22 protein-coding genes are annotated in these 22,613 nt (G+C 73.2%); 14 read left to right on the top strand and 8 right to left on the bottom strand.

What is annotated here, in order from left to right; genetic code table 11:
- Nucleotides 1-2: 2 nt before the first annotated feature.
- The gene (locus tag J5Y09_RS16375) at nucleotides 3-1,076 is read right to left on the bottom strand and encodes a mandelate racemase/muconate lactonizing enzyme family protein (protein WP_209352890.1); all 1,074 of its coding nucleotides are present in this window, start codon (nucleotides 1,074-1,076) and stop codon (nucleotides 3-5) included.
- An 83-nt stretch (nucleotides 1,077-1,159) separates the two neighbouring features.
- Between J5Y09_RS16375 and J5Y09_RS16370 the strand changes: the two genes are divergently transcribed.
- Nucleotides 1,160-2,128, top strand: coding sequence for a Bug family tripartite tricarboxylate transporter substrate binding protein (locus J5Y09_RS16370; RefSeq protein WP_209352889.1), 969 nt, complete (start codon nucleotides 1,160-1,162; stop codon nucleotides 2,126-2,128).
- Nucleotides 2,125-3,141, top strand: coding sequence for a hypothetical protein (locus tag J5Y09_RS16365; protein ID WP_209352888.1), 1,017 nt, complete (start codon nucleotides 2,125-2,127; stop codon nucleotides 3,139-3,141). The genes J5Y09_RS16370 and J5Y09_RS16365 overlap by 4 nt, the downstream gene beginning before the upstream one ends.
- On the opposite strand, the gene J5Y09_RS16360 is transcribed toward J5Y09_RS16365, so the two are convergent.
- On the bottom strand, nucleotides 3,128-3,553 hold the full coding sequence (locus J5Y09_RS16360; RefSeq protein WP_209352887.1) for a WapI family immunity protein: 426 nt from the start codon (nucleotides 3,551-3,553) through the stop codon (nucleotides 3,128-3,130). The two genes, J5Y09_RS16365 and J5Y09_RS16360, sit on opposite strands and share 14 nt — an antisense overlap.
- The gene (gltX, locus tag J5Y09_RS16355; protein ID WP_209352886.1) at nucleotides 3,543-4,946 is read right to left on the bottom strand and encodes a glutamate--tRNA ligase; all 1,404 of its coding nucleotides are present in this window, start codon (nucleotides 4,944-4,946) and stop codon (nucleotides 3,543-3,545) included. Before gltX ends, J5Y09_RS16360 begins: the two co-directional genes overlap by 11 nt.
- A gap of 241 nt (nucleotides 4,947-5,187) precedes the next feature.
- Here gltX and J5Y09_RS16350 point away from each other — a divergent pair, with 241 nt between their 5' ends.
- Complete coding sequence (locus tag J5Y09_RS16350) at nucleotides 5,188-7,305, top strand: ComEC/Rec2 family competence protein (protein WP_342451493.1); 2,118 nt, start codon at nucleotides 5,188-5,190, stop codon at nucleotides 7,303-7,305.
- A gap of 9 nt (nucleotides 7,306-7,314) precedes the next feature.
- Here the strand turns inward: J5Y09_RS16350 and lexA are convergent, their stop codons facing one another.
- Nucleotides 7,315-8,031, bottom strand: a complete 717-nt coding sequence (gene lexA, locus J5Y09_RS16345; protein WP_209352885.1) for a transcriptional repressor LexA — start codon at nucleotides 8,029-8,031, stop codon at nucleotides 7,315-7,317.
- 197 nt (nucleotides 8,032-8,228) lie between these two features.
- Between lexA and J5Y09_RS16340 the strand changes: the two genes are divergently transcribed.
- Complete coding sequence (locus J5Y09_RS16340; RefSeq protein ID WP_209352884.1) at nucleotides 8,229-9,068, top strand: glycosyltransferase; 840 nt, start codon at nucleotides 8,229-8,231, stop codon at nucleotides 9,066-9,068.
- A gap of 3 nt (nucleotides 9,069-9,071) precedes the next feature.
- Here J5Y09_RS16340 and J5Y09_RS16335 read toward each other — a convergent pair whose 3' ends face one another.
- Nucleotides 9,072-9,287, bottom strand: coding sequence for a hypothetical protein (locus tag J5Y09_RS16335; protein ID WP_209352883.1), 216 nt, complete (start codon nucleotides 9,285-9,287; stop codon nucleotides 9,072-9,074).
- A gap of 199 nt (nucleotides 9,288-9,486) precedes the next feature.
- On the opposite strand from J5Y09_RS16335, the gene rpsD reads away from it, so the two are divergent.
- The 6 genes from rpsD (at nucleotide 9,487) to J5Y09_RS24640 (ending at nucleotide 15,236) form a co-directional block, all read left to right on the top strand.
- Entirely contained in the window at nucleotides 9,487-10,104 is a 618-nt protein-coding gene (rpsD, locus tag J5Y09_RS16330; RefSeq protein ID WP_209352882.1) for a 30S ribosomal protein S4, read from the top strand.
- Between the two features lie 303 nt (nucleotides 10,105-10,407).
- Nucleotides 10,408-11,136 (top strand): cysteine dioxygenase family protein, encoded by a 729-nt coding sequence (locus J5Y09_RS16325; RefSeq protein ID WP_209352881.1) that lies wholly within the window; start codon nucleotides 10,408-10,410, stop codon nucleotides 11,134-11,136.
- Between the two features lie 86 nt (nucleotides 11,137-11,222).
- Nucleotides 11,223-12,113, top strand: coding sequence for a DMT family transporter (locus tag J5Y09_RS16320; protein ID WP_209352880.1), 891 nt, complete (start codon nucleotides 11,223-11,225; stop codon nucleotides 12,111-12,113).
- On the top strand, nucleotides 12,110-13,417 hold the full coding sequence (locus J5Y09_RS16315; protein WP_245217181.1) for an NAD(P)/FAD-dependent oxidoreductase: 1,308 nt from the start codon (nucleotides 12,110-12,112) through the stop codon (nucleotides 13,415-13,417). The genes J5Y09_RS16320 and J5Y09_RS16315 overlap by 4 nt, the downstream gene beginning before the upstream one ends.
- Complete coding sequence (locus J5Y09_RS16310) at nucleotides 13,404-14,261, top strand: hypothetical protein (protein ID WP_209352879.1); 858 nt, start codon at nucleotides 13,404-13,406, stop codon at nucleotides 14,259-14,261. Before J5Y09_RS16315 ends, J5Y09_RS16310 begins: the two co-directional genes overlap by 14 nt.
- Nucleotides 14,262-14,267: 6 nt before the next feature.
- Nucleotides 14,268-15,236: a hypothetical protein gene (locus J5Y09_RS24640; RefSeq protein ID WP_209352878.1), complete on the top strand. Its 969-nt coding sequence runs from the start codon at nucleotides 14,268-14,270 to the stop codon at nucleotides 15,234-15,236.
- Nucleotides 15,237-15,270: 34 nt separating this feature from the next.
- On the opposite strand, the gene cysN is transcribed toward J5Y09_RS24640, so the two are convergent.
- Together cysN and cysD are read right to left on the bottom strand one after the other, a co-directional pair.
- Nucleotides 15,271-17,121, bottom strand: coding sequence for a sulfate adenylyltransferase subunit CysN (gene cysN, locus J5Y09_RS16300; RefSeq protein ID WP_209352877.1), 1,851 nt, complete (start codon nucleotides 17,119-17,121; stop codon nucleotides 15,271-15,273).
- Nucleotide 17,122: 1 nt separating this feature from the next.
- Nucleotides 17,123-18,046 carry a sulfate adenylyltransferase subunit CysD gene (cysD, locus tag J5Y09_RS16295; RefSeq protein WP_209352876.1) on the bottom strand — a complete coding sequence of 308 codons (924 nt, stop codon included), beginning with the start codon at nucleotides 18,044-18,046 and terminating at the stop codon, nucleotides 17,123-17,125.
- A gap of 110 nt (nucleotides 18,047-18,156) precedes the next feature.
- Between cysD and cysQ the strand changes: the two genes are divergently transcribed.
- Entirely contained in the window at nucleotides 18,157-18,939 is a 783-nt protein-coding gene (gene cysQ, locus J5Y09_RS16290) for a 3'(2'),5'-bisphosphate nucleotidase CysQ (RefSeq protein ID WP_209352875.1), read from the top strand.
- Here the strand turns inward: cysQ and J5Y09_RS16285 are convergent.
- The gene (locus J5Y09_RS16285; RefSeq protein ID WP_209352874.1) at nucleotides 18,908-19,348 is read right to left on the bottom strand and encodes a PaaI family thioesterase; all 441 of its coding nucleotides are present in this window, start codon (nucleotides 19,346-19,348) and stop codon (nucleotides 18,908-18,910) included. The two genes, cysQ and J5Y09_RS16285, sit on opposite strands and share 32 nt — an antisense overlap.
- Nucleotides 19,349-19,438: 90 nt before the next feature.
- Between J5Y09_RS16285 and J5Y09_RS16280 the strand changes: the two genes are divergently transcribed.
- From J5Y09_RS16280 to J5Y09_RS16270, 3 genes are all read left to right on the top strand, one after another.
- Entirely contained in the window at nucleotides 19,439-20,188 is a 750-nt protein-coding gene (locus tag J5Y09_RS16280; RefSeq protein WP_209352873.1) for an SDR family NAD(P)-dependent oxidoreductase, read from the top strand.
- Nucleotides 20,189-20,208: 20 nt separating this feature from the next.
- Nucleotides 20,209-21,033, top strand: a complete 825-nt coding sequence (locus J5Y09_RS16275) for a GNAT family N-acetyltransferase (RefSeq protein WP_209352872.1) — start codon at nucleotides 20,209-20,211, stop codon at nucleotides 21,031-21,033.
- 82 nt (nucleotides 21,034-21,115) lie between these two features.
- A complete protein-coding gene (locus J5Y09_RS16270; RefSeq protein ID WP_209352871.1) occupies nucleotides 21,116-22,609 on the top strand; it encodes a hypothetical protein in 1,494 nt (497 codons plus the stop codon).
- Nucleotides 22,610-22,613: the final 4 nt, after the last annotated feature.

Genomic DNA, 22,613 nt, shown 5'->3' with positions numbered 1-22,613 from the left:
GGTCAGCCCGGCTCGGGTTCCCAGCCCAGGCCGGGCGCCTGCGGCAGCGCGATGGCCCCGCCGCGCGGCAGCAGCGCGGCGCCATAGGGCGCGCGATCCAGGTCGGCGAAGTAGATCTCGATCGGCTCCGCTTCCTCGAGCGCGGCGAGCAGGTGCAGCGTCGCGAGCAGCCCCGGGCCGAAATAGGGGCAATGCGGCACCATCCGCACGCCCGCTTCCCGCGCGAGCTCCGCGATCTCCAGCATCGCCGACAGGCCGCCGATCTTGGTGACCGAGGGCTGCGCGACATCGACCGCACGCAGCTCGAACATGCGGCAGAAATCCTCGACCGTGCCGTTGCATTCCCCGGCGGCGATCGGCACGGGGGATGCGGCGCGGATGCGCGCGATGGCGGGGATGTCCTCGGGCGGCCAGACCGGTTCCTCGACCCAGGCGGCGCCGAGCGTGGCGACGGACTCGCAGAATTCGATCGCCTCGCCTTCCGTGTCCCAGGCGCAGTTGATGTCGAGCATGAGCGGCACGTCAGGCGCCGCGGCATGGGCGGCGCGGATGCAGGCGAGGTCGACCTCGTGCAGCTTGATGTGCCGGTAGCCCAGCGCCAGCGCGCGTTCGACGTTGCGCGCCACGTCGTCCGGCCGGCCATAGCGCAGCAGGCTTGCATAGGCCGGCACGGCAGGCCGCGCGGCCGGGCCGAGCAGCGCGTGCAGCGGCTTGCCCGCCGCCTTGGCGCGGATGTCCCACAGCGCGATGTCGATCGCCGAGATGCCGAAGGTGACCGGCCCGTTGCGGCCGAAATTGTGGAAGCGGCGCGCGAGCATGCGCGTGAGGCCGGCGATGTCGCCCGCATCCTGCCCGATGCAGGCCGGGCCGATCAGCCGGTCCACCGCATCCTTCGTCGTCTCGGCCACCGTGAAGCCGAAGCCTTCGCCCCAGCCATGGATGCCGGCATCGGTCTCGACGCGCACCAGCAGCGTGTCCATCGCGCGCAGATGCAGGTTGCCGCCCGCGCCCTGGGTGCTCGCGCCGAAGGTGAAGCCGGTGCGGTGGTGGTGCGTGGTGACGCGGGTGATCTTCATGGGCGTTCCCTTCCGCGCGCGGCGCGTTCGGCCGATACTGCCCCTTCGCCGCGGCGCGCAGAAGCCGGGCAGGGAGAAGACGGATGGATCGCAGGACGCTTCTGGGTGGACTCGGCGCGCTGCCGCTCGCCGCGCCGGCGCTGGCGCAGGCGCCGTTCCCGGACCGGCCGCTGCGCGTCATCGTGCCCTTCGCGGCCGGCGGGCCGTCGGACATCGTGGTCCGCCTGATCGCGCCGAAGCTGACCGCGACGCTGGGCCAGCCCGTGGTGGTGGAAAACCGCGCCGGGGCGGGCGGGGTGACGGGCGTGGACGCGGCGGCCAAGGCCGCGCCGGACGGGGCGACCATCGCGCTCGGCAGCGCCGGCGGGCTTGCCATCTCGCCGCGGCTCGACCGCGGCACGCCCTATGACCCGCTGCGGGACCTCGCGCCGCTGACCCTCGGCGTGCTGGTGCCCGAGCCGCTGGTCGTGCCCGCGGCGACGCCCTTCCGCACGGTGGCCGAGCTCGTCGCCGCGGCGAAGGCTAGCCCCGGCCGGCTGAACTACGGGTCGGCCGGATCGGGCAGCATGCCGCACCTCGCGGGCGAGTTGTTCCGCCTGGCCGCCGGCATCGACATCACTCATGTCTCCTATCGCGGGGGCGCGCCGCTCGCCACCGCGCTGCTGCAGAACGAGGTGCAGCTCGGTTTCGCGGACCTGCCGATCCTGCTGCCGCATATCCGCTCCGGCGCGCTGCGCGCGCTGGCCGTCGGCACCGAGCAGCGCCTGCCCTGGATCGCGGAGGTGCCGACCATGGCGGAGGTCGGCCTGCCGGGCGTGGATGCGAACAACTGGCACGGCTTCGTCGCCCCCGCCCGCGTGCCGGAACCGATCCTGGAGCGCTGGCACGCCGCGCTGGCCGGCGCGCTTAACGACCCCGAGATCCGCCGCGCGCTGCACGAGCAGGGCGCGATCCCGGGCGGGGATTCGCGGGCTTCCTTCGGCGCCTTCCTGCGGCGCGAGAACGAGAAATGGGGCGAGGTGATCCAGCGCGCCGGCGTGCGCGCGGATTGAGCGCGACCCCGCCGGCATCCGCCGCCGCCTCGGACGCGGTGGGCGAGTGGTACCACGCCTGGTTCACCGGGGCCGTGCTTTCGGCCGTCATCCGGCGCGGCGAAGCGGATGCCGCCGCGCTGGTGTTCCGCGTCTTCCGCCGCCAGCAGGCCGAGACCTTCCTGCCCGGCCTGCGGAAACTCGGGCTGGATGGCATGCCGCCGGCCATCGCCGCGGCCCGCTACCACTACCTGTCCAACTTCATCGGCGGCGTCGGCGTCGAGTATGTCGAGGAAGGGCCGCGCAAGGCCTGGATCCGCTATCCGCCGCCGCGCTGGATCTGGTCCGGCACCGCCATCTGCGGCATCCCGCGCGTGGTGAACGAGGCGATGCTGCGCGGCTGGCACGCCAACAACGGGATCATGCTCGGCTGCGCGCGGCTCGCCTTCGTCTGCACGGGCCAGACGGTGGCCGGGGATCCGGGGCTGGAGGGATACTTCACCGAGGATGCGCGCGACCTCGATGAGCCGGAGCGGCTTCGCTTCGCGCCCGGCGAGGCCATGCCACGCTTCGACCCCGCCGCCGCGCCGCGCCTGCCCGCCGCCGATTGGCCGGCCGAGCGCGTGGCGCGTGCGAAGCGCAACTACGCCATGACCTATTGCCGCACGCTGCTGCGGGAAGCCGTCGCGCTGTTCGGCGCGACGGAGGGCGGCACGCTGCTCGGCCATGCGGCGCGGCTCGTCGGCATGCAGCATGTCCATGCGACGGCCGCCGCGCTCGGCGCGACGGGCTTCGCGGCATTCATGGTCGCGCTGGCCCAGGCGGAAGGCGACGAGGCCGAGGCCGCCGCGCAGGACGATGGCAGCGTGATCGTCACGCGGCGGGGCTGCGCGCTGCTCGACGGCATCGCGGAGGCCGATCCGGCGATGCACGAGGCCTGGGAGGGCCTGCTGGCGGGCGGGCTCGCCGCCTGGGATCGCTTCGCGCGGCTGGAACCGGTGGCGCCCTGCGCCTGGCGCGTCATCCCGGGCTGACGGGCGGAACGCGGCGCAGGATGCGCCGCAGCCCGGCCAGCGCCGGCGGAAGGTCGCTCTGGTCGATGGCGAAGTCGAAGCGGTGCGCCTGGGTGGACGGGTCCGGCGTGATCTCGACCGTCATGGCGATGTCCCCGCGCGGCCCGCAGCGCATGTCGATCCGCAGCATCGGCTCGATGCAATGCAGCGCGGCCGTGCCGCGCAGGTCGCGGTGCATCAGCGCCAGGTCGTGCAGCAGCGCGCCCAATTCCGCGGCGCGCAGCCAGGTGCCGCGCACTTCCACCACGGCGCCAGGGGCCTCGACGCGCGCATGGGCGTCGATCCAGTCTTCGTAGGGCGCGCTGCCCGCGACGCCGAAGGCGCGCAGCGTCAGCCCGCCGAGGCGGACGCCTGGCGCGTCCTCATCCTCCATCGGCCGCCGCCGCGGTGATCCGCAGCAGGCTCTCGTCGCGCCCGAGCGCCCAGAGCACGGCGTTGATCGGCGGGCTCGTCGTGCTGCCCGAAAGGGCGACGCGCAGCGGCTGCGCCACGTCCTTGAGCTTCGTCTGCTTCACATCCGCGTAGTCGCGCAGCCATTGCTCGAGGTCCGCCTTCTCCCACGGCGCATCCGCGAGGAACTCGGCGAGGTCGGCGAGCCGCGCCTTGGCCTCGGGCGTCAGCAGCGCGAGCGCCTTCGCCTCCATCGCCGGCGGGCCTTCATGCGCGGCGAAGGCGGCGGCCCCCGCCAGTTCCTCGATCGTGCGCGCGCGCTCCTTGAGGTCGGGCATCAGCATCCCGACGCGCGCCGCGCCATCCGTGCCGAACAGCACGCCGCGCCGGCCAAGGATCGTCAGAACCTCCCGCGTCAGGCGCGCATCGTCCGCCTGGCGTAGATAGACGCCGTTCACATGGGTGAGCTTCGCGTAGTCCATCCGCGACGCGGCGCGGCCGACATCCTTGATGTCGAACAGTTCGACCGCGCGGTCGTGCGGGACGATCTCCTCGTCGCCATGGCCCCAGCCGAGGCGGAGGAGGTAGTTGCACACGGCCTCCGGCACGTAGCCCTGCTCGCGGAAGTCGAGCACCGAGACGGCGCCGTGCCGCTTGGACAGCTTCGCGCCGTCCGCGCCGTGGATCAGCGGGATATGCGCGAAATGCGGCCGCCGCCAGCCCATCGCGTCATAGACCATGCACTGGCGGAAGGTGTTGGTCAGGTGGTCGTCGCCGCGGATCACGTGGGTGATCTGCATGTCGTGGTCGTCCACCACGACGGCGTGCAGGTAGGTGGGCGTGCCGTCGCTGCGCAGGATGATCATGTCGTCCAGCTCGCCGTTGGCGACGCGGACTTCCCCCTGCACGAGGTCGGCGACCACCGTCTCGCCCTCGAGCGGCGCCTTGATGCGGATGGCGAAGGGCTTGCCCTCCTGCTCCGGGCCCGGCTCGCGGTCGCGCCAGCGGCGGTCGTAGCGGGGCGGGCGGCCCTCGGCGGCGGCGCGCTCGCGCATCTCGGCCAGTTCCTCGGGCGTCGCCCAGCAGCGATAGGCCTTGCCCATGGCAAGCAGGGCCTGCGCGATCTCGGCGTGCCGGGCTTCGCGGCTCGCCTGGAAGACGGGGGGCTCGTCCGGGGACAGGCCGAGCCAGGCGAGGCTTTCGAGGATCTGGTCCACCGCCGCCTGGGTGGAGCGTTCCTTGTCCGTGTCCTCGATGCGCAGCAGGTAGGCGCCCTTGTGGTGCCGCGCGAACAGGTAGTTGAACAGAGCGGTGCGCGCCCCGCCGATGTGCAGGTAGCCGGTGGGCGAGGGGGCGAAGCGGGTGCGGACGGACATCGTGCGTTCCATGAGCCTGGCGCCCGCTTCCTAGAGCAATATCCGATCGGGCGAAATCACCTGATCGGATGTCCTGTTCTTGAAACCATTGATTCTACAGCACGAAATCCGATCGTGCGGGGTCCGCGCGATCGGGTGGCGCCGCGGGGCAGTGACCTGCCGGGAGGAACAGCCGCCCTGGCCGGGATGGCGGATGCGCCGATGATTGTTGTTGCGACACCGCGACGTTAGGCTCGGCGCCGTGGCGGCCCTTTCCGAACCCGCGCCGCCTTCGCCGCTGGCGGCGCTGCTGCTGGCCGAACGGGGACGCCTCGCGCCCTGGCTCGCCGTCGCGATGGCCTTCGGCGTGGCCGGCTATTTCGCGCTGCGGGCGGAACCTTCGACATGGTTCGTCGCGGCGGCGCCGATCCTGCTGGCGATGGCGCTGATGCTGGCGCCGCGACATGCGCATGCGGCCTGGGTCGTCGGCCTCGCGGCGGCGGCGGCGCTCGGCTTCGCATCCGCCCTGCTGCACGCCCGCGCCGCTCCCCCGCCGCTCTCGCCGCCGACCCGCGCGGTGATGCTCAGCGGCATCGTGCAGGATGTCGACCTGCTGCCCGAGGGGCGGCGCGTGACGCTCGGCGAGGCACGCTTCGGCCCCGATGAGGCGCCGCAGCCGCGCACGATCCGGCTGCGCCTGCGCGCGAGCGACCCGGCGCGGCCCGCACCGGGGGACAGGATCAGCGTCCGCGCCCTGGTCCGCCCGCCATCGGCGCCGGCCTATCCGGGCGCCTGGGATTTCCAGCGCGCCGCCTTCTTCGCGGGGCAGGGCGGATCGGGCTTCGCGATCGGCCCGGCCGAGCTGCTGCCCGGTGCGGGCGAGGCGCCGCCGCTCGCTGCCACCCGCTCGCTGATGGAAGCGCGGGTCGATGCCGCGCTGCCCGGCGCCGCGGGCGCGGTCGCCGCGGCGCTGCTGACCGGCGGGCAAAGCGCCATCCCGCGCGAGGACCTGGTCGCGATGCGCGATTCCGGGCTGGCGCACCTGCTCTCCGTCTCCGGCCTGCACATCGCGATCGTGATGGGCGTCTGCTTCTGGGTGGTGCGGCTGCTCATCGCCGGCATCCGGCCCATCGCGGTCCGCACCGACGGCAAGGTGGCGGCGGGCTTGGCGGCGCTGGCCGCCGGCGGCTTCTACATGCTGCTGACCGGATCGCAGGTGCCGATGCAGCGCAGCTTCGCGATGGCCACGCTCGTCACGCTCGCGCTGCTGGCCGGGCGCAACGCCATCTCAATGCGCGGCCTCGCGCTCGCCGCGGCGGCCGTCATGCTGGTCGATCCCGCCGCGCTGCTCGGGCCGTCCTTCCAGATGTCCTTTGCCGCGGTCATGGCGCTGATCGCGGGGTGGGAGAGCCTGCGCGGACCGCTGCGGCGCCTCGCCGGGGATGGCAGCTGGTGGCGCCGGGCGCTGGTGGCCGCGGCGGGGCTGGTCCTCACCTCCCTGCTGGCGGGTGCGGCGACGGCGCCCATCGGCCTCGCGCATTTCGGGCGGCTGCAATGGTACGGCGTCATCGCGAACGCGATCGCCGTGCCGCTGACCTCGGTCCTCGTCATGCCGGCCGGCATGGTGGCGGCCGTGGCGATGCCGCTCGGGCTGGAGGCACCGGCGCTCGCGGTGATGGGCTGGGGGGTGGAGGGGGTGCTCGCCGTGGCGCGGGAGGTCGCATCCTGGCCCGGTGCCGCGACCGGCGCGCGGCCGCTGCCCGGCTGGGGGCTGGTGGCCTTCATGTCCGGGCTGACCTGGCTGTGCCTCTGGGCGCGGCGCTGGCGGCTGCTGGGGGTGCCGCTGATGCTGCTCGGCATGGCCAGCGGGGCGCTGCACCGGCCGCCGGACCTCCTCGTCTCGGGCGATGCGCGGCTGATTGCCGTCGCCGCGCAGGACAGGTTGTGGCTGCAGCGCCAGCCCGGTGCCTCGGCCTTCCTGCGCGACCAGTGGCTGCGCGCCCATGGGCTGGCCCAGGCTGACGCGCTGCCGGCATCGGGGGAGGAAGCCGGCGGCGCGATCCGCTGCGACGCCGCCGCCTGCCTGCTGCGCCCGCACGCCGATGGCGCCGTCGCGCTGCTGCTGCGCCGCCCGGCCGAGGCTTCGCCCTGCGGGCGCGCGGCGCTGCTCGTCGCCGCGGAGCCGATCCGCCTGCGCTGCCCCGACACCGTCGCGATCGACCGGTTCAGCGTGTGGCGGGATGGGCCGCATGCCGCCTGGCTCGGCCCGGAGGGCGTGCGCGTGGTCTCGGACCGCGCCTGGCGCGGCGCGCGGCCATGGGTGCCGCCGCCGCCGCGCCCCCGTGTGCGGGAGGAGATGCCGCCCGCGCCGGTGGAATAGGCGGCCTTTTCAGTACCGGCGCAGCAGCCCCACCAGCTGGCCCTGCACGCGCACGCGGTCGGGCCCGAAGATCCGCGTCTCATGCCGCGGATTGGCTGGTTCCAGCGCGATCGAATTGCCGCGCCGGCGGATGCGCTTCAGCGTCACCTCGTTCTCATCCACCAGGGCGACGACGATGCTGCCGTTCTCGGCGGTGTCGGACCGGCGGATGATGACCGTGTCGCCGTCGAGGATGCCGGCATCGACCATCGAATCCCCGGCGACCTCGAGCGCGTAGTGCTCGCCGCCGCCGAGCAGGGCGGCCGGAACCTCGATGTTCGCGCCCTGGTCGCGCAGCGCCTCGATCGGCAGGCCGGCCGCGATCCGGCCGAACAGCGGCAGGGTGACGGGGGCGGCTTCCGGCGGCGGGGCAGGGCGCGCCTGCGCGCCGCCGAAGGGCCCGCGGATGACGTTCGGCCCGAGCGGGGCCTCGGGCGCCTTGGGCGGCGCGGCACGTGGCCTCGGCGCCAGGTTCTCGGGCAGGCGGATGACCTCGAGCGCCCGGGCGCGATGGGCGCGGCGGCGGAGGAAGCCGCGTTCCTCGAGCGCCGTGATCAGCCTGTGGATGCCGGATTTGGAACGGAGGCCGAGGGCGCCCTTCATTTCCTCGAAGGATGGCGAGAAGCCCGTTTCGCGCAGGTGGCGATCGATGAAGATGAGCAGCTCGTGCTGCTTGCGCGTGAGCATCCGTTCCCCTCCAGGGCCGGTCCACGAGCTCCTTGGGGACAACCACGAGTCCCTTGGAACAAACCGGCAACCTCGCTGGTGTTCTACTTAGGTTCCTGAGTCACGGTCAAACGCTTTCCGCTGTGGATGTTTCTGTGGATGAAAGGTGTTGCCGCCCTGCATCGCCTCGCCGGGAGGTTCCTGGCAGCATGGGTCTGATGACGCCGCCCGACCTGTCGATCCTGATCGCCGCATACCGCCTGCGCGACGAGGTGCCGGTCGCCGTCGCCTCCGCCCTGGACCGGGCCGCGGGGGCAAGCGTGGAGGTCATCGTCGCCTCCGACGACGGCACCGACTACGCACCGCTGCTGCCGGCCGACCCGCGGCTGCGGTTCACGGCTGTGGGGCCGGTCGCGACGGGCGCATATGCGGCGCGCAACCGGGCGCTGGCCATCGCGAAGGGGGATTTGGTCCTGATCCTCGACGGCGACGACGCGCTGGAAGGGCCGCCGGATGCCGTCGCGCGCGCGGTCAGCGCGGCACGCGGCGCCGGCGCGGTCGTGGTGCCGAGCCTGGTGCGCGACCCGGATGGCAGCCTGGTGCGGCGTGTGCCCGCGCCCGGCGCGGCACGCTTCGGGCTGGCCGAGTGGCGGGACGCCTTTGCCTCGCTCCATGTGCTTGCGCCGCGCGGCCGTGCGGCGCCGTTCCGGCCCTTCCGCCTGCTCGACGACGTGCTGTTCGACCTTGCCGCCCTGGCGGCGGCGGGCGGGGTCGCGCCGGTCGCGGAGGCGCTCTGCTACCGCTACCAGCTCCGCCCCGGCCAGGCGACGGACACGGCCGGGGCGCGCTTCGACGCGGAGTATGCGGCGGCGCTGGAGATCGCAGGGGCGGGCGGCTTCGGCGGGGCCTCGGCCGCGGTCGCGGCGGTGCTGCGGCGCTGGCGGGCGATGAACCGGCTGGTCGGCGGCGGGGGCGGCCGGCCCGGCCTTGGCGACTACCACCGCGCCGTCGCGGCCTATCTCGATGGCGCCTGGCCGGCCGGTCGCCGCCGGGCGTGACCTTCAGCCGCCTTCCGGGCCCGCCTTCGCGGCGAGGCGGCGCGCCAGCAGCAGGCCGAGCCCGCCGCCCGCCGGGGCCGCGGGCAGGGCCAGCAGCCAGCCCGCATGGCTGCCCGCCATGACCAGCGCGAGGCCGGCATAGAGGAGGAGGCCGCCCACGAGGCTGCCCACGATGCCGGCCGTCAGGCCGAGGACGAGGATGTCGGAACGGGAGACCATGGCGCGCGAGTAGGGGCGTGTGCCGTGGTTTGACAAGCCCGGCCCCGCGCCTTATTGCGCCGCCACCTTCCGGGAACGAGGACGGGCCTTCGGGGCCTGCGCCCGCCCCAGCCGGCGACCGGCCGGGGCCTACCGGGACAACAGCCCTCCGGGGCACAGCGAAGAAGGGCCGCGGCCGAAGGGCAGCGGCGAGCAGCGCATGACGAAGCGCGCCGAAAGCAAGTACAAGATCAATCGCCGCCTGGGCGTCAACCTGTGGGGCCGCGCCAAGTCCCCGGTCGCCAAGCGCGAATACGGCCCGGGTCAGCATGGCCAGCGCCGCAAGCAGAAGCCGACCGACTTCGGCGTCCAGCTGATGGCCAAGCAGAAGCTCAAGGGCTACTACGGCAACATCGGCGAGAAGCAGTTCCGCAAGTACTACGAGGAAGCGGTGCGCCGGAAGGGCGACACCTCGGAGAACCTGATCGAGCTGCTCGAGCGTCGCCTCGACGCCGTCGTCTACCGCATGAAGTTCGCGGTGACCCCCTTCGCCGCCCGCCAGTTCGTCAACCACGGCCACGTGACCGTGAACGGCAAGCGCGTGAACATCCCCTCCTACCTCGTGAAGGACGGCGACCAGGTCGAGGTGAAGGAGAAGTCGAAGCAGCTCGCGGCCGTGCTCGACGCGGCGCAGAGCGGCGAGCGCGACGTGCCGGAGTACGTCGAGGTCGACCACCGCGCGATGCGCGGCAAGTTCCTCCGCGCGCCGAAGCTGACCGACGTGCCCTATCCGGTGCAGATGGAACCGAACCTCGTGGTCGAGTTCTACAGCCGCTGATCGTCGGACGGGCCACGCCGGCCCCGTGTTGGAAGCGCCGCCCCGCAAAGGGCGGCGCTTTCGCGTTTCGGGGGGCGGCGCGCGCACCGGCGATGCCGCCGCGCCAGTCGATCGGATGTGGCGGCGTCACCGCGCCTGACCGCCTCGCGGCACCGGTGCCTGCTTCGCGATCCGGTCGTCCGATGCGGTCTGACTGAACCTTGCGCCCCTGGACAGAAATCGTTATCGCGTCCGTTATGACCGGCAGGGATCCGGCGTGAAGCGTGGGCAGGGCGAGCATGACGCGGTGGCGGCGCGTCGCCCTTGCTTGCCCTGCGCAAGCGTCGTCGAAGCGCCGGGCGCGTTCCGCATGGAAGGGATCAGGCGGAACAACCATCAAGGCTGACGGAACGCGCGGCGCTTGCGCGACCACAAGGGGCGGTTCCGGCAATCGTGGTATCGAAAATCCTCAGCGAGGCAAGGCACGGAAAGTGCCGGCAGGTGAGGGTCGGGCAGCAAGGGGCGACGTCGGTGGAACCAGTGGCGGATCGTGGCGGCTTGCAGCCGATGATCGACGCGATTTCGTCGGCGATCGCCGCGGGGAAGGCTTCGCCGGCCGCTGGCGTCGCCGCCGCGATGGCGCCGTTCCTGGGCGACCCGTCGCTGCTCGCCGGGCGCTCCTGCCCAAGCGCCCCGGACACCTATGTGCGCCACATGATCCACGACGATGCGGCGGGCGGATGGTCGCTCGCGGCCCTTGTCTGGCGGCCCGGGCACATGTCGCCGATGCACGCGCACCGCGCCTGGTGCGCGATCGGCTTCTACCGGGGCAGCCTGACCGAGGTCGGCTATCGGCTTCCCGAAGGCGGCGGCGCGCCCGTTCCGAACCACACGGCCCTGCGCCGGTCCGGCGATACCAGCCACACCGGGCCCGATCCGGGTGCGATCCATCGCCTCGTGAACATCGGCAGCGAGACGGCGATCAGCCTGCATGTCTACGGCCTGCCCTTCGACCGCCTGGGCACCGACCTCAACACCGTCTACGCGGACTGAGCGCGCGCCGCGCCTCCCTTCCCGCCGGACCCAGACAGGCATCTTCGGCATACCCGGCGGCGGCCGGAGCGTGCAGGGTGGGCGGGATGAATCCCAAGATCGCGCTCGGCCTCGCCCTCGGCGTCGCTTCCTCCGTCATCTGGGGCGGGCATGCCGTCGTCGCGCGGCCCGCGCTGGCCGGCCAGGGCTTCCATCCGCTCGACCTCGCGGCCTTCCGATACGCACCCGCGGCGCTGATCCTCGCGCCGCTCGCCTGGGCGGCGCGGGATGCGCTGGCCCGCATCGGCTGGAAGCGGATGGTGGTGCTCGCGCTGTTCGGCGGCGCGCCGAACCTGCTGCTGTTCCTCTGGGCGCTCGTCTACGCGCCGGCTTCCCATGGCGGGACGATCGCGCCGATGACGGTGCCGATCGCGGGCGCGCTGCTCGCCATCCCGATGATCGGCGAACGGCCGAGCCGCGGGCGCGGGCTCGCGCTGCTGGTGATGGCGGCGGGCGTGCTGATGATCGGCTGGGACGGCGTCGCGGGCGCGCATCCGGGCGCCTGGCGCGGCGACATCCTGCTGCTGCTCGCCGGATCGACCTGGGCGGTGTTCACGCTGCTGCTGCGCCGCTGGCAGGTGCCGGCGATCCCGGCGACCGCGGCGGTGACGATCGTCTCGGCGCTCGCCGTGCTGCCGCTGTGGCTGCCGCTGCGCGCCGCGACCGTCGCCGAACTGCCGACCAGCGCGATCCTGCTGCATGTCGCGACCCAGGGCCTGGTGCTCGGCGCGCTGGCGATGTTCCTCTACGCGCGCGCCGTTGAGTTGCTCGGGCCGACGCGCGCGGCCACCCTGTCGATCATGGTGCCCGTGACTGCATTGCTGCTGGCGGCGCTGCTGCTGCGCGAGCCGATCTCCTTCCTGCAGGGGATGGGGGCGAGCCTCGCCGTCGGCGGCATGCTCGCCGCCGTGTTGTTCACCGGAAGGAAGTCCGCATGAACGCCATGACTCCGCCGATGCCGCCGAGCCTGTGGGCCGCGACCGCCCCGCCGGCCCCGCCGACCGCCCCGCTTCAGGGCGCGGCGCGCACCGGCGTCGCCGTGGTGGGCGGCGGCTTCACCGGGCTTTCGACGGCGATGCATCTCGCCGAGGCCGGCGTGCCCGTGACGCTGCTCGAGGCCGCGGAGATCGGCTGGGGCGCCTCCGGCCGCAACAACGGGCAGGTGATCCCGACGCTGTCGCGGCTCGACCCGGACCAGATCGTTGCCGCCGTCGCGCCGGAGCATGGCGGCCGCGACAAGGGCGAGGAACTGGTCGCGCTGATCCGCGACAGCGCCGCACTCACCTTCGACCTGATCCGCCGCCACGGCATCGAGGCCGAGGCGGTGCAGAATGGCTGGATCCAGCCCGCGCATCGTGAGGCGCGGCTGCGCCTTTCGGAAGCGCGCGCCGAGCAATGGGGCCGCCGCGGCGCGCCGGTGCGGCTGTATTCCCGTGCCGAGATGGCCTCGCTGACCGGCACCGACCATTGGTTCGGAGGCTGGGGCAATGCGACGGGCGGGCGGATCAATCCGCTCGGCCTCGCGCGCGGGCTCGCCGCGGCGGCGATCCGCGCCGGGGCGACGCTGCACACGGGCAGCCCCGTCACGGCGATCGAGAAGGGCCCCGGCGGCTGGGTCGTGACGACGCCGCGCGGCACGCTCGAAGCCGAGCGCGTCGTGGTCGCGACGCATGCCTATACCGGGGATTTCTGGCCCGGGCTGAAGCGCACCATCGTGCCCGTGCGATCCTACCAGATGGCGACGTCGGTCCTGTCGGACAACATCCGCAAGACCATCCTGCCGGAAGGCCATGCGCTGTCTGACACGCGCGGCGACCTGTACTTCTACCGCTTCGACGCGAATGGGCGGCTCGTGACCGGCGGCGGGCTGATCGTGCCCTTCGGCTGGGAGGGGCGCATCCGCGCGCGCATCACCGAGCGCGTGCGGCGCGTCTTCCCGCAGATCGGCGAGGTCCGCTTCGACTACATCTGGTGGGGCTATGTGGCCGGCACGGCGGACCGCATGCCGCATGTCTACGAACTCGCGCCGGGCGTGCTCTCCTGGACCGGCTGCAACGGGCGCGGCGTGGCGCTGGGCATCGCACTCGGGCGCGAACTCGCGAAGGCGTCGAACGGCACGGCGCTGCGCGACATCGCTGCCCCGGTCGAGACACGCCTGCGCACGATCCCCGGGCACGCCTTCCGGTCCGTCGGCATCGCCTGGAACGTCGCGAGGATGCGGCGGCTTGATGCGCGTGACTGAGGTCGCGCTCGCCACCTCGGTCCCGCCGGCGATGCGCCGGCCCGGTCCGGGCGGGCAGGATGCCGGGCCCGGCTGGCGCGATGCGTGCCTCGCCTCCTGGCCGGCGCCCGGCTGGCGCGTGCTGGCCCTCACGCCGCCAGAGGAAGCCGGGGACGCGCCCGCGCTGCCGGCCCAGGTCGAGCCCGTGCGGGCCGCGCCGGGCGTCGCGGCCCGCTACGGCCGGCCGGGCGTCTGGCTGTCGGACGCGCTGGCCCGCGCCGCGGGAACGGGGGCGGAGGTGGTCGGCATCGTCAACGCCGACATCCGGCTCGACCTTTGTGCCGCGCGGCGCGCGGCGCTGGCGGGGCTGGCGCGGGACGGCCTCGTCGCCTGCCATCGGATGGAGGTGGCGCACGCCGCCCAGGCGGAAGGCCCCTTCTACCGCTACGGCTTCGACCTGGTGCTGATGCCGGCCGCGATCGCGCCGCGGCTCGACCTTGGCGCCTTCGCCTTCGGCGTGCCCTGGTGGGACTACTGGATCCTGCTCGACGCGAAGATGTTGGGCATCGAGGTCTCGGTGGTCGAATGCCCCGGCGTGCGGCACCTGACGCATGCCGCGGCGTGGCGCAGGGAGGCCTGGCTCGCGGCGCTGAGGGAGGTCGCGGCACGCATCGCACCGCGCCGCGACGCGCTGGCGCCGCTCGGCCTCGGCCCGGTCGCGGCGGCGACGGGGGAGATGCTGCTCGCGCTGCCGGACCCGGAGCATGAGGGCTACGGCCTGTCGGAACTGGTCGAACTGGCCGGCACGCGCTTCGGGCTCGAGATCGTGCGCGCGGCACAGCGCCGGGCCTTCCGGCTGGACTGACGCGCCATGGACATCGCCACGCCGCGCCGGCGCATCGTGCACGACATGCTGTTCGGCATCGACGGCAGCGGCTGGCATCCGCCGGAACTGCGCGACGGCATCGGCTTCCGCCGCAGCGGCCCTGGCCGGCTGTCGATCCTGCGCGTCGCGCTGCCGGCCGGCGCCGGGCGGGGGGAAGCGCAACTCCTCCTGCTGGCCGACGAGGCGATCCCCGCGCCGGCGCTGTTCCTCAACGGCCATGCGCTGGACACGGCGTCCCGCCGCGTGGGCCCCGGCGCGGTGCTGGACTTCACCTGGGGCGAGGATGCGATGCCCGAGCCTGGGCTCGCCGAGTTCTGGTTCCTGGCCGACCGGATGGAGCACGTCCCCGCCTCGGGCGGCGGCATGCGCAGCATGGGCTTCCGCCTTTGCGCCCTCGGCCTCGAAACCGCCGAGGCCGGCCCGACGACGGCGCCGGACGCTGTCGCGCGCATCGCGGGCGAGCGCTTCCTGCGGGAGATCCTGCCCGTGGCGCCGGGGCGGCTCCGCCTCGCCTTCCGCGAGACCGAGGGCGCGAGGGTGGTAGAGGCGGTCACGGAAGGCGCACGCCTCGGGCCGACGCCCGTGCCGGGCCTCGCCATCGGGCTGCGCGCCGATGGGAATGCGCTGCATGTGCGGCTCGGCGCGCCCGGCGGGGCGCTGCTGGCCGCCACCTTGCGCGGGGCTGGGCCGCTCGTGCTGCCCGGCGCCCTGGCGCCGCGCGACGCGCTGCTGATGGCGCGTTTCCTCGCGGCGCTGCCCTCGGCCTATGGCGCCTGGCTCGATACCGCGATGCGCGGGGCCGCGCCGGATGCGGCGCTGCTCGGCGCATGGCGGCGTGACGTGGCCCGGCTGGCGCGGGCCGCGGAATGCGCGCTCGCGGTTGCACTCGCGGATGGCCCGTCGGTCTTCGGGGCGGATCCCGCCGCTCCCTTCGCCTGGCCGGTGGTCGGCTGAGGCCAGCGGGAGCCTCGTCGCGCTGCGTGTGTCGTCAGCAGGCGATGCCGCGTGCGCGCAGCGCGACCAGGATCTCCTCGGCGCATTCGGCCGGCGTGCGGCCTTCGGTGCCGATGCGCAGTTCCGGCGCCTCGGGCGACTCGTAGGGGCTGTCGATGCCGGTGAAGTTCTTGATCTGCCCCGCCTGCGCCTTGGCGTAGAGCCCCTTCGGGTCGCGCGCCATGCAGGCCTCGATCGTCGTGTCGACGAAGACCTCGACGAATTCGCCCGGGCCGAGCAGGTCCCGCACCATCCGCCGTTCCGCCCGGAAGGGCGAGATGAAGGAGCAGAGCACGATCATGCCGGCATCGACGAAAAGCTTCGCCACCTCGCCGACGCGCCGGATGTTCTCCACCCGGTCCTCGGCGGTGAAGCCGAGGTCCCGGCACAGGCCGTGGCGGACATTGTCGCCGTCCAGCGTGTAGGTCGGCCGGCCGGCGCGATGTAGCGCCTGCTCGGCGATGTTCGCGATGGTCGACTTGCCCGAGCCCGACAGGCCGGTGAACCACAGCACGAGCGGCGCGTTGCCCAGCAGCGCCGCACGCGCGCTCTTGTCCACCGTGAAATGCTCGTGGTGGATGTTCGATGCGCGGCGCAGCGGGAAGGCCACCATGCCCGCCCCGGCGGTGCGGTTGGTGAAGCGGTCCACCAGGATGAAGGCGCCGGTCGCGCGGTTGTCCGCATAGGGGTCGAGCGGCACTTGCTGCCCGGCCGAGAAGTTGCAGAAGCCGATCTCGTTCAGCGACAGGCGCCGCGCCGCGTGTTCCTCGAGCGTGTTAACGTCCACCCGATGGCGGATGGAGGTGACCGAGCAGGGCGTCCAGACATTGCCGATCCGCATCATGTAGGACCGGCCGGGGAGCATCGCCTCCTCGTCCATCCACAGCAGGTGGCCGGCGAACTGGTCGGCGACCTGCGGGCGGTCGGCGGCGGTGGACAGCACGTCGCCGCGTGCGACATCGACCTCGTCCTCGAGCGTCAGCGTTACCGCCTGCCCGGCCTCCGCCGCGGCAAGGTCGCCATCGGCGGTGACGATGCGCGCGACGCGCGACGACTTGCCGGACGCCGCGACGACGACCTGGTCGCCCGGCGCGATCCGCCCGGCCGCGACGGTGCCGGCGAAGCCCCGGAAGTCGAGGTTCGGGCGGTTGACCCACTGCACCGGGAAGCGAAAGGGGCGCGCCGAGAGGTCCTGGCCGACATCCACCGTCTCAAGATGCTCGACCAGCGACGGGCCGTGGTACCAGGGCGTGTTGCCCGATCGTGTCGTGACGTTGTCGCCGAAGCGCGCGCTCAGCGGGATCGGCACGATCGACCGGAAGCCGAGGCCCGCGGCGAAGGTGGCGTAGTCGCCGACGATGCGGTCGAACACATCCTCGTCGAAGCCGACCAGGTCGATCTTGTTCACCGCGACGACGATGTCGCGGATGCCCATCAGCGAGCAGATGTAGGAATGCCGACGGGTCTGGGTCAGCACGCCCTTGCGCGCGTCGATCAGGATGACGGCGAGCGAGGCGCTGGAGGCGCCGGTCGCCATGTTGCGCGTGTACTGCTCGTGCCCCGGCGTGTCGGCGACGATGAAGGACCGCCGCGGCGTGGCGAAGAAGCGGTAGGCGACGTCGATGGTGATGCCCTGCTGGCGCTCGGCCTCCAGCCCGTCGACGAGAAGGGCGAGGTCGATTTCCTCCCCCGTCGTACCGTGCTTGCGGCTGTCCTTCGCAAGCGTGGCCAGCGTGTCCTCGAAGATCAGCTGGCTGTCGTACAGAAGGCGGCCGATCAGCGTCGACTTGCCGTCGTCGACCGACCCGCAGGTGAGGAAGCGGAGGAGTTTGCGCGCGCCGTCCATGTCAGAAATACCCCTCGCGCTTCTTCTTCTCCATGGACGCTTCCTCGTCCGTGTCGATCAGGCGGCCCTGGCGCTCGCTGGTCTTCGCGGCGCGCATCTCGGCGATGATCTCGGGCAGCGTCGCGGCGGTGCTCTCGACCGCGCCGGAGAGCGGGTAGCAGCCGAGCGTGCGGAAGCGGACCATGCGCATCTCCGGCATCTCGCCGGGGTTCAGCGGCAGGCGGTCGTCATCGACCATGATCCAGGTGCCGGCGCGCTTCACCACCGGCCGCGGCTTCGCGAAGTACAGTGGGACGACCGGGATGTCCTCGGCCAGCACGTAGTCCCACACGTCGTATTCGGTCCAGTTGGACAGCGGGAAGACGCGGATGCTCTCGCCGTCTCGTATGCGCGTGTTGAACAGGTTCCACAGTTCGGGCCGCTGCGCGCGCGGGTCCCAGGTGTGGCCGGGGCCGCGGAAGGAGAAGATGCGTTCCTTCGCGCGGGACTTCTCCTCGTCCCGCCGTGCGCCGCCGAAGGCCGCGTCGAAGCCCCATTTGTCGAGCGCCTGCTTCAGCGCCTCGGTCTTCATCACCTGGGTGTGCAGCGCCGAGCCGGAATCGATCGGGTTGATCCCGCGCGCGATGCCCTCGGGGTTGGTGTGGACGAGCAGTTCCATCCCCACCTGCTTCGCCATGGCGTCGCGGAAGGAGATCATCTCCCGGAACTTCCAGGTCGTGTCGATGTGCATCAGTGGGAAGGGCGGCTTGCCCGGCGCGAAGGCCTTCAGCGCCAGATGCACCATCACGCCGGAATCCTTGCCGATGCTGTAGAGCATGACGGGCTTGCGGAAGGAGGCGGCGACCTCGCGGATGATGCCGATCGATTCCGCCTCGAGCCGCGCGAGGTGCGGGGTGAGGCGGCTCTTGCCTGATGTTGTCGTCACGTGTTCTTCCGGCCGAGATAACGTTCCGAAATCGGATCGGTCTAACCTCTTCTCATGCGGGCCGAATGCGCGCAAGTTGCGATATCGGATTGATCGGAGTCCGGCTGCCCATGGGGTTTTCGCCAGGCGAGCGCGCTGCCCTTGCGGACGCCTTCACCTCTGCTGCCGAGGCTGCCGCCGCCGGGATCCTCTCGGTATACGGTGTGGCGGACTCACGTCCGAAGGCCGATGGCAGCCCGCTGACCGAGGCCGACCTCGCCGCCCATGACGCGATCGTCGCGGCGCTGGCGCAGCGCTGCCCCGGGATCGCGGTCGTGTCGGAGGAGGACGCCGCCGCAACCGCCGTGCCCCCGGGCGCGGCCTTCATCCTGGTCGATCCGCTGGACGGCACGCGGGAATTCCTCTCCCGCAACGGGGAGTTCACCGTGAACATCGCCCTGGTCGAAGCCGGCCGGCCCGTGGCCGGTGTCGTCCTTGCGCCCGCCCTCGGCTGCGCATGGCTTGGCGTGCTGGGCGCAGGTGCGCGCAAGCGCGGTCCCGGCTCAGCGCCCTGGCGGCCGATTTCTGTTCGCCGGCCGGATCCGGCGGGCATCGTCGCCGTCGCCAGCCGGTCCCACCGCGACGCCGCCACCGACGCCTTCCTGGCCGCCCATGGCGTCGCCGGGCTGCGCGCCGTCGGGTCCTCCCTGAAATTCTGCCTCGTCGCGGAAGGGGAGGCCGACGTCTACCCGCGCTTCGGCCCGACCATGGAATGGGACACGGCGGCGGGCCAGGCGGTGCTGGAAGCGGCGGGCGGCAGCGTCCTGGCGGCGGAAGGCGGGCCCTTCGCCTACGGCAAGGAAGGCTGGCGCAATGGTCCCTTCATCGCGTGGGGGGCGCCGCCCGCGGCGTGACCGCGGCCCAGGAGGTCGTCACATGCGCGGCGATCTCCTCCTGCCCCTCAGAACGGATCAGCACCTCCCCGTAGATCAGCCGCCCGCGCTTGAGCAGCCGCGCCTGCGCCAGCACGGCGCCGGGCGATAGGCGACGGAGGAAGTGGATCGTCAGGCTCGTCGTCAGGCTTTCGTCGCGCCCGCCCGTCACGCCGAGCAGCGCGGCCCACATCGCGACATCCGCGAGACCCATCAGCGCCGGGCCCGACACGGTGCCGCCCGGGCGCAGCAGCGCCTCCTGCCAGGGCAAGCGGCAGGTCGCGGTGCCGCCCGCGGCCGCGACCACCTCGATGCCCCAGGCGGCGGCAAGCGGCACGCCGGCATGGACGATCGCCTGGATCTCGGCGGGGGCCGGCGGGTCGACGTCCATACGGTGATGCTCCACGATGCTGCGCGCCGATGCTGCCTGACCCGCGGCGCGCGCGCCACGCCGCCCCCCATCCGCGAAGGAGAAGACCCGATGACCGACCTCGCAGGACGCGTCGCGATCGTGACCGGCGGCAGCCGCGGCATCGGGGCCGCGATCTGCCTTGCCTTCGCCCGCGCCGGCGCCGACGTCGCCTTCTGCCATCTCGACGACGCGGCGGGTGCTGAGGAGACGCTCGCGGCCATCGCCGCGGCGGGGCGGCGCGGCCACGCCGAATCGCTCGACGTCGCCGACAGCGCGCGGCTGGCCGCCTTCATCGCGGCCTCCGAGGCCGCGCTCGGCGCGCCCGACATCTTGGTCACGAATGCCGGCATGAACATCCGCGGCCCCTTCGAGACCCTGCCCGAGGCGACCTTCCGCCGGCTGATGGACGTGCACTTCTTCCACACCGTCGTCGCGGCCCAGGCGGTGCTGCCGGGAATGAAGGCGCGCGGCCGGGGGCGGATCATCACCATCTCCTCCCAGCTCGCCTTCAAGGGATCGTCCAACATCGTTCCCTATTGCGCGGCGAAGGGGGCGATCCTTTCGCTCACCCGCGCGCTCGCGCTGGAAGCGGCGCCGCATGGGGTCCGGGTGAACAGCATCGCGCCGGGGCCGGTCGATACCGACCTGACGCGCGCGCGCGGCGCCGAATGGCGCGCGGCGATCGAGGCGTCCCTGCCGTCCGGCCGGCTCGGAAGGCCGGAGGAGATCGCGGAGACGGCGTTGCTGCTCGCCGGTCCGGGCGGTGATTTCTACGTGGGCGCCTGCCTGTCGCCGAATGGCGGGGACGTGATGCATTGAGCAGCGCGGCGATCCGGCCTATGCGGCGCGAGGAGATCCCCCTCGCGCTCGACTGGGCGGCGGCGGAGGGCTGGAATCCGGGCCTCGCCGACGCCGATTGCTTCTCCGCCGCCGACCCCGAGGGCTTCCTTCTCGCGGAACTGGATGGCGTGCCGGTCGGCTGCATCTCGGCTGTGCGCACCGGGCGGGATTTCGGCTTCATCGGCTTCTACATCGTCCGCCCGGCCCATCGCGGGGCGGGGCATAGCATCGCGCTCTGGCGTGCGGCGATGGCGCGGCTCGCGGGCCGGACCATCGGGCTGGACGGCGTCGTCGCGCAGCAGGCGAATTACCGGCGATCGGGCTTCGTCCTGGCGCACCGCAACGTCCGCTACGGCGCGCCGGCGCCACGGCCACCCATGGTTTCCGATGGACCGGAGGTGGTCGCGGCCGCGGATCTGCCCTTCGCGGCGCTGGCCGCCCTGGATCGCCACGTCTTCCCCGTCGCCCGCGATGCGTTCCTCCGCACCTGGCTGGCCGCGCCGGGCCATGTCGCGCTGGCGGCGCGCGGGCCGGGCGGCCCGGCCGGCTACGGGGTGCTGCGCCCCTGCCGGGAGGGGTCGAAGATCGGGCCGCTTGTCGCGACCGATCCTCGGGCGGCGCGCGCCCTGTTCGCCGCGCTGCTGGCCGCCGCGCCCGCGGGGCCGGTCTTCCTCGACATGCCCGAGCCGAACGCCGATGCCGTCGCCATGGCCGTGGCCGCCGGCATGTCGCCCGCCTTCGAGACGGCGCGGATGTATGCCGGCCCCGATCCGGCCCTGCCGCTTCCGGCGATCTACGGCATCACGAGCTTCGAACTCGGCTGAGCCCTGCCACGCCCGCGCGGTTGACCGGCGCGGGGCGGAGGGTCTAGCGCTGCCCCGAAGTTTCGCGAGGGGAGCGAGTTCCATGGCGACGAATTCCGGCCGGCCGCTGCGCCTTGCCGTCCTCTTCGCCGCGGCGGCGCTGCTCGCCGCGCCGGCGCTGGCCCAGACCGCCGCGCCGCAGCCCTTCGCGCTCGACCTGCGCGAGGCCGCCGGCCGGCCGGCGCTGCTCCCCGGCGCGACGGTCACGATCCGCCTCGGCCGTGGCGAGGCGGCGCATATCCGCCTGCCGGAGGGCGCGGGCGACCTCGTCGCGCAGACCCGTCGCCTCGGACGCGACATCGACACCGTCTTGGCGCTTGTCGATTCGCAGGGCCGCGTGCTCGCCGAGGATGACGACGGCGGCGACGAGGACCTCGCCTCCCGCATCGAGATCTTCGGCGACCAGGCGGGGCCGCTCTTCCTCCGCGTCGGGTTGCTGGACCAGGCGAGCGGGACCTTCGACCTCGAACTCGCCGCCGCGCCGCCGCGCGCGCCGGATGCGCCCGCCGCGACGCTGGTCGAGGCCGTCGCGCGGCCGCCGCTCGAGGTCGGCCAGGGCGTCGCGGTGCGCCTCGCGGCGCGGCAGGAGGCCTGGTTCCGCCTGCCGGCCGGCGGGCAGGACCTCGTTGTCGTCACGCGCAACCTCGGCCGCGGCACCGACACCGTGCTTGTGCTGCACGACGCGAATGGCCGCGAGATCCAGGACGACGACGATGGCGGGGACGAGTTGCTCTCCTCGCGGCTCGAAATCCCGTCCGGCCAGCGGCGCCCGCTGTTCGTCCGCGCGCGCAACCTCTCCGGCGCCGGCAACTTTGAGATCGCGGTGCTGCCCGACACCGCCCCGCCCGCGCCGCTCTTCCCGGGCAGCCTGCGGGAGGCCGCGGCGGCGCCCGCGCTCGCGATCGGGCAGTCCATGCCGCTGCGGCTGCGCCGCGGGCAGGTCGCCTTCTTCCGCCTGCCCGATGGCGACCTTGCCGTCGAGACGCGCAACCTGCGCCGCGGCGCGGACACGGTGCTCGCGCTGCTCGACGCCAATGGCGAGGAACTGGCCGAGGACGACGATGGCGGCGGCGGCCTTGCCTCGCGGCTCGAGGTCGCGGCGCACGACCGCAGGCCGCTGTTCGTCCGCGCCCGGCTGCTGGGCCCCGGCGGCGGGGAATTCGACCTGGTGGTGGAGGCCGATTCGCCCGTCGCGCCGACCTTCCCGACCTCGATCGAGGCCGCGCGGAACGCTGCGCCGCTGCAGCCGGGCACGCCCGTGCAGATCCGCCTCCGCCGCGGCCAGGCGGCAGTCTTCGCGCTGCCGTCGGGCTCCTACGTCGCGACGACGCGGCGGCTCGTCGAGGGCACCGACACCGTGCTCGAGTTGATCGAGGCGGATGGCCGCGTGATCGCCGAGGACGACGATGGCGGCGAGGAGGCGCTCGCCTCGCGGCTCGTCATCGACGCGGCCCGCAAGGGCGATGTGTATCTCCGCGCCAGCGTGCTCGGCGGCGGGCGCGGCGGCTTCGACCTGGTGATCCAGCCGGGTCGCTGACCCG

Origin of the sequence: Roseomonas nitratireducens, assembly GCF_017813355.1 — a bacterium.
In the GTDB taxonomy this organism is placed as follows: domain Bacteria; phylum Pseudomonadota; class Alphaproteobacteria; order Acetobacterales; family Acetobacteraceae; genus Neoroseomonas; species Neoroseomonas nitratireducens.
The sequence above is the reverse complement of the archived record's forward strand: the minus strand, read 5'-3'. Positions and strand labels throughout refer to the sequence as shown.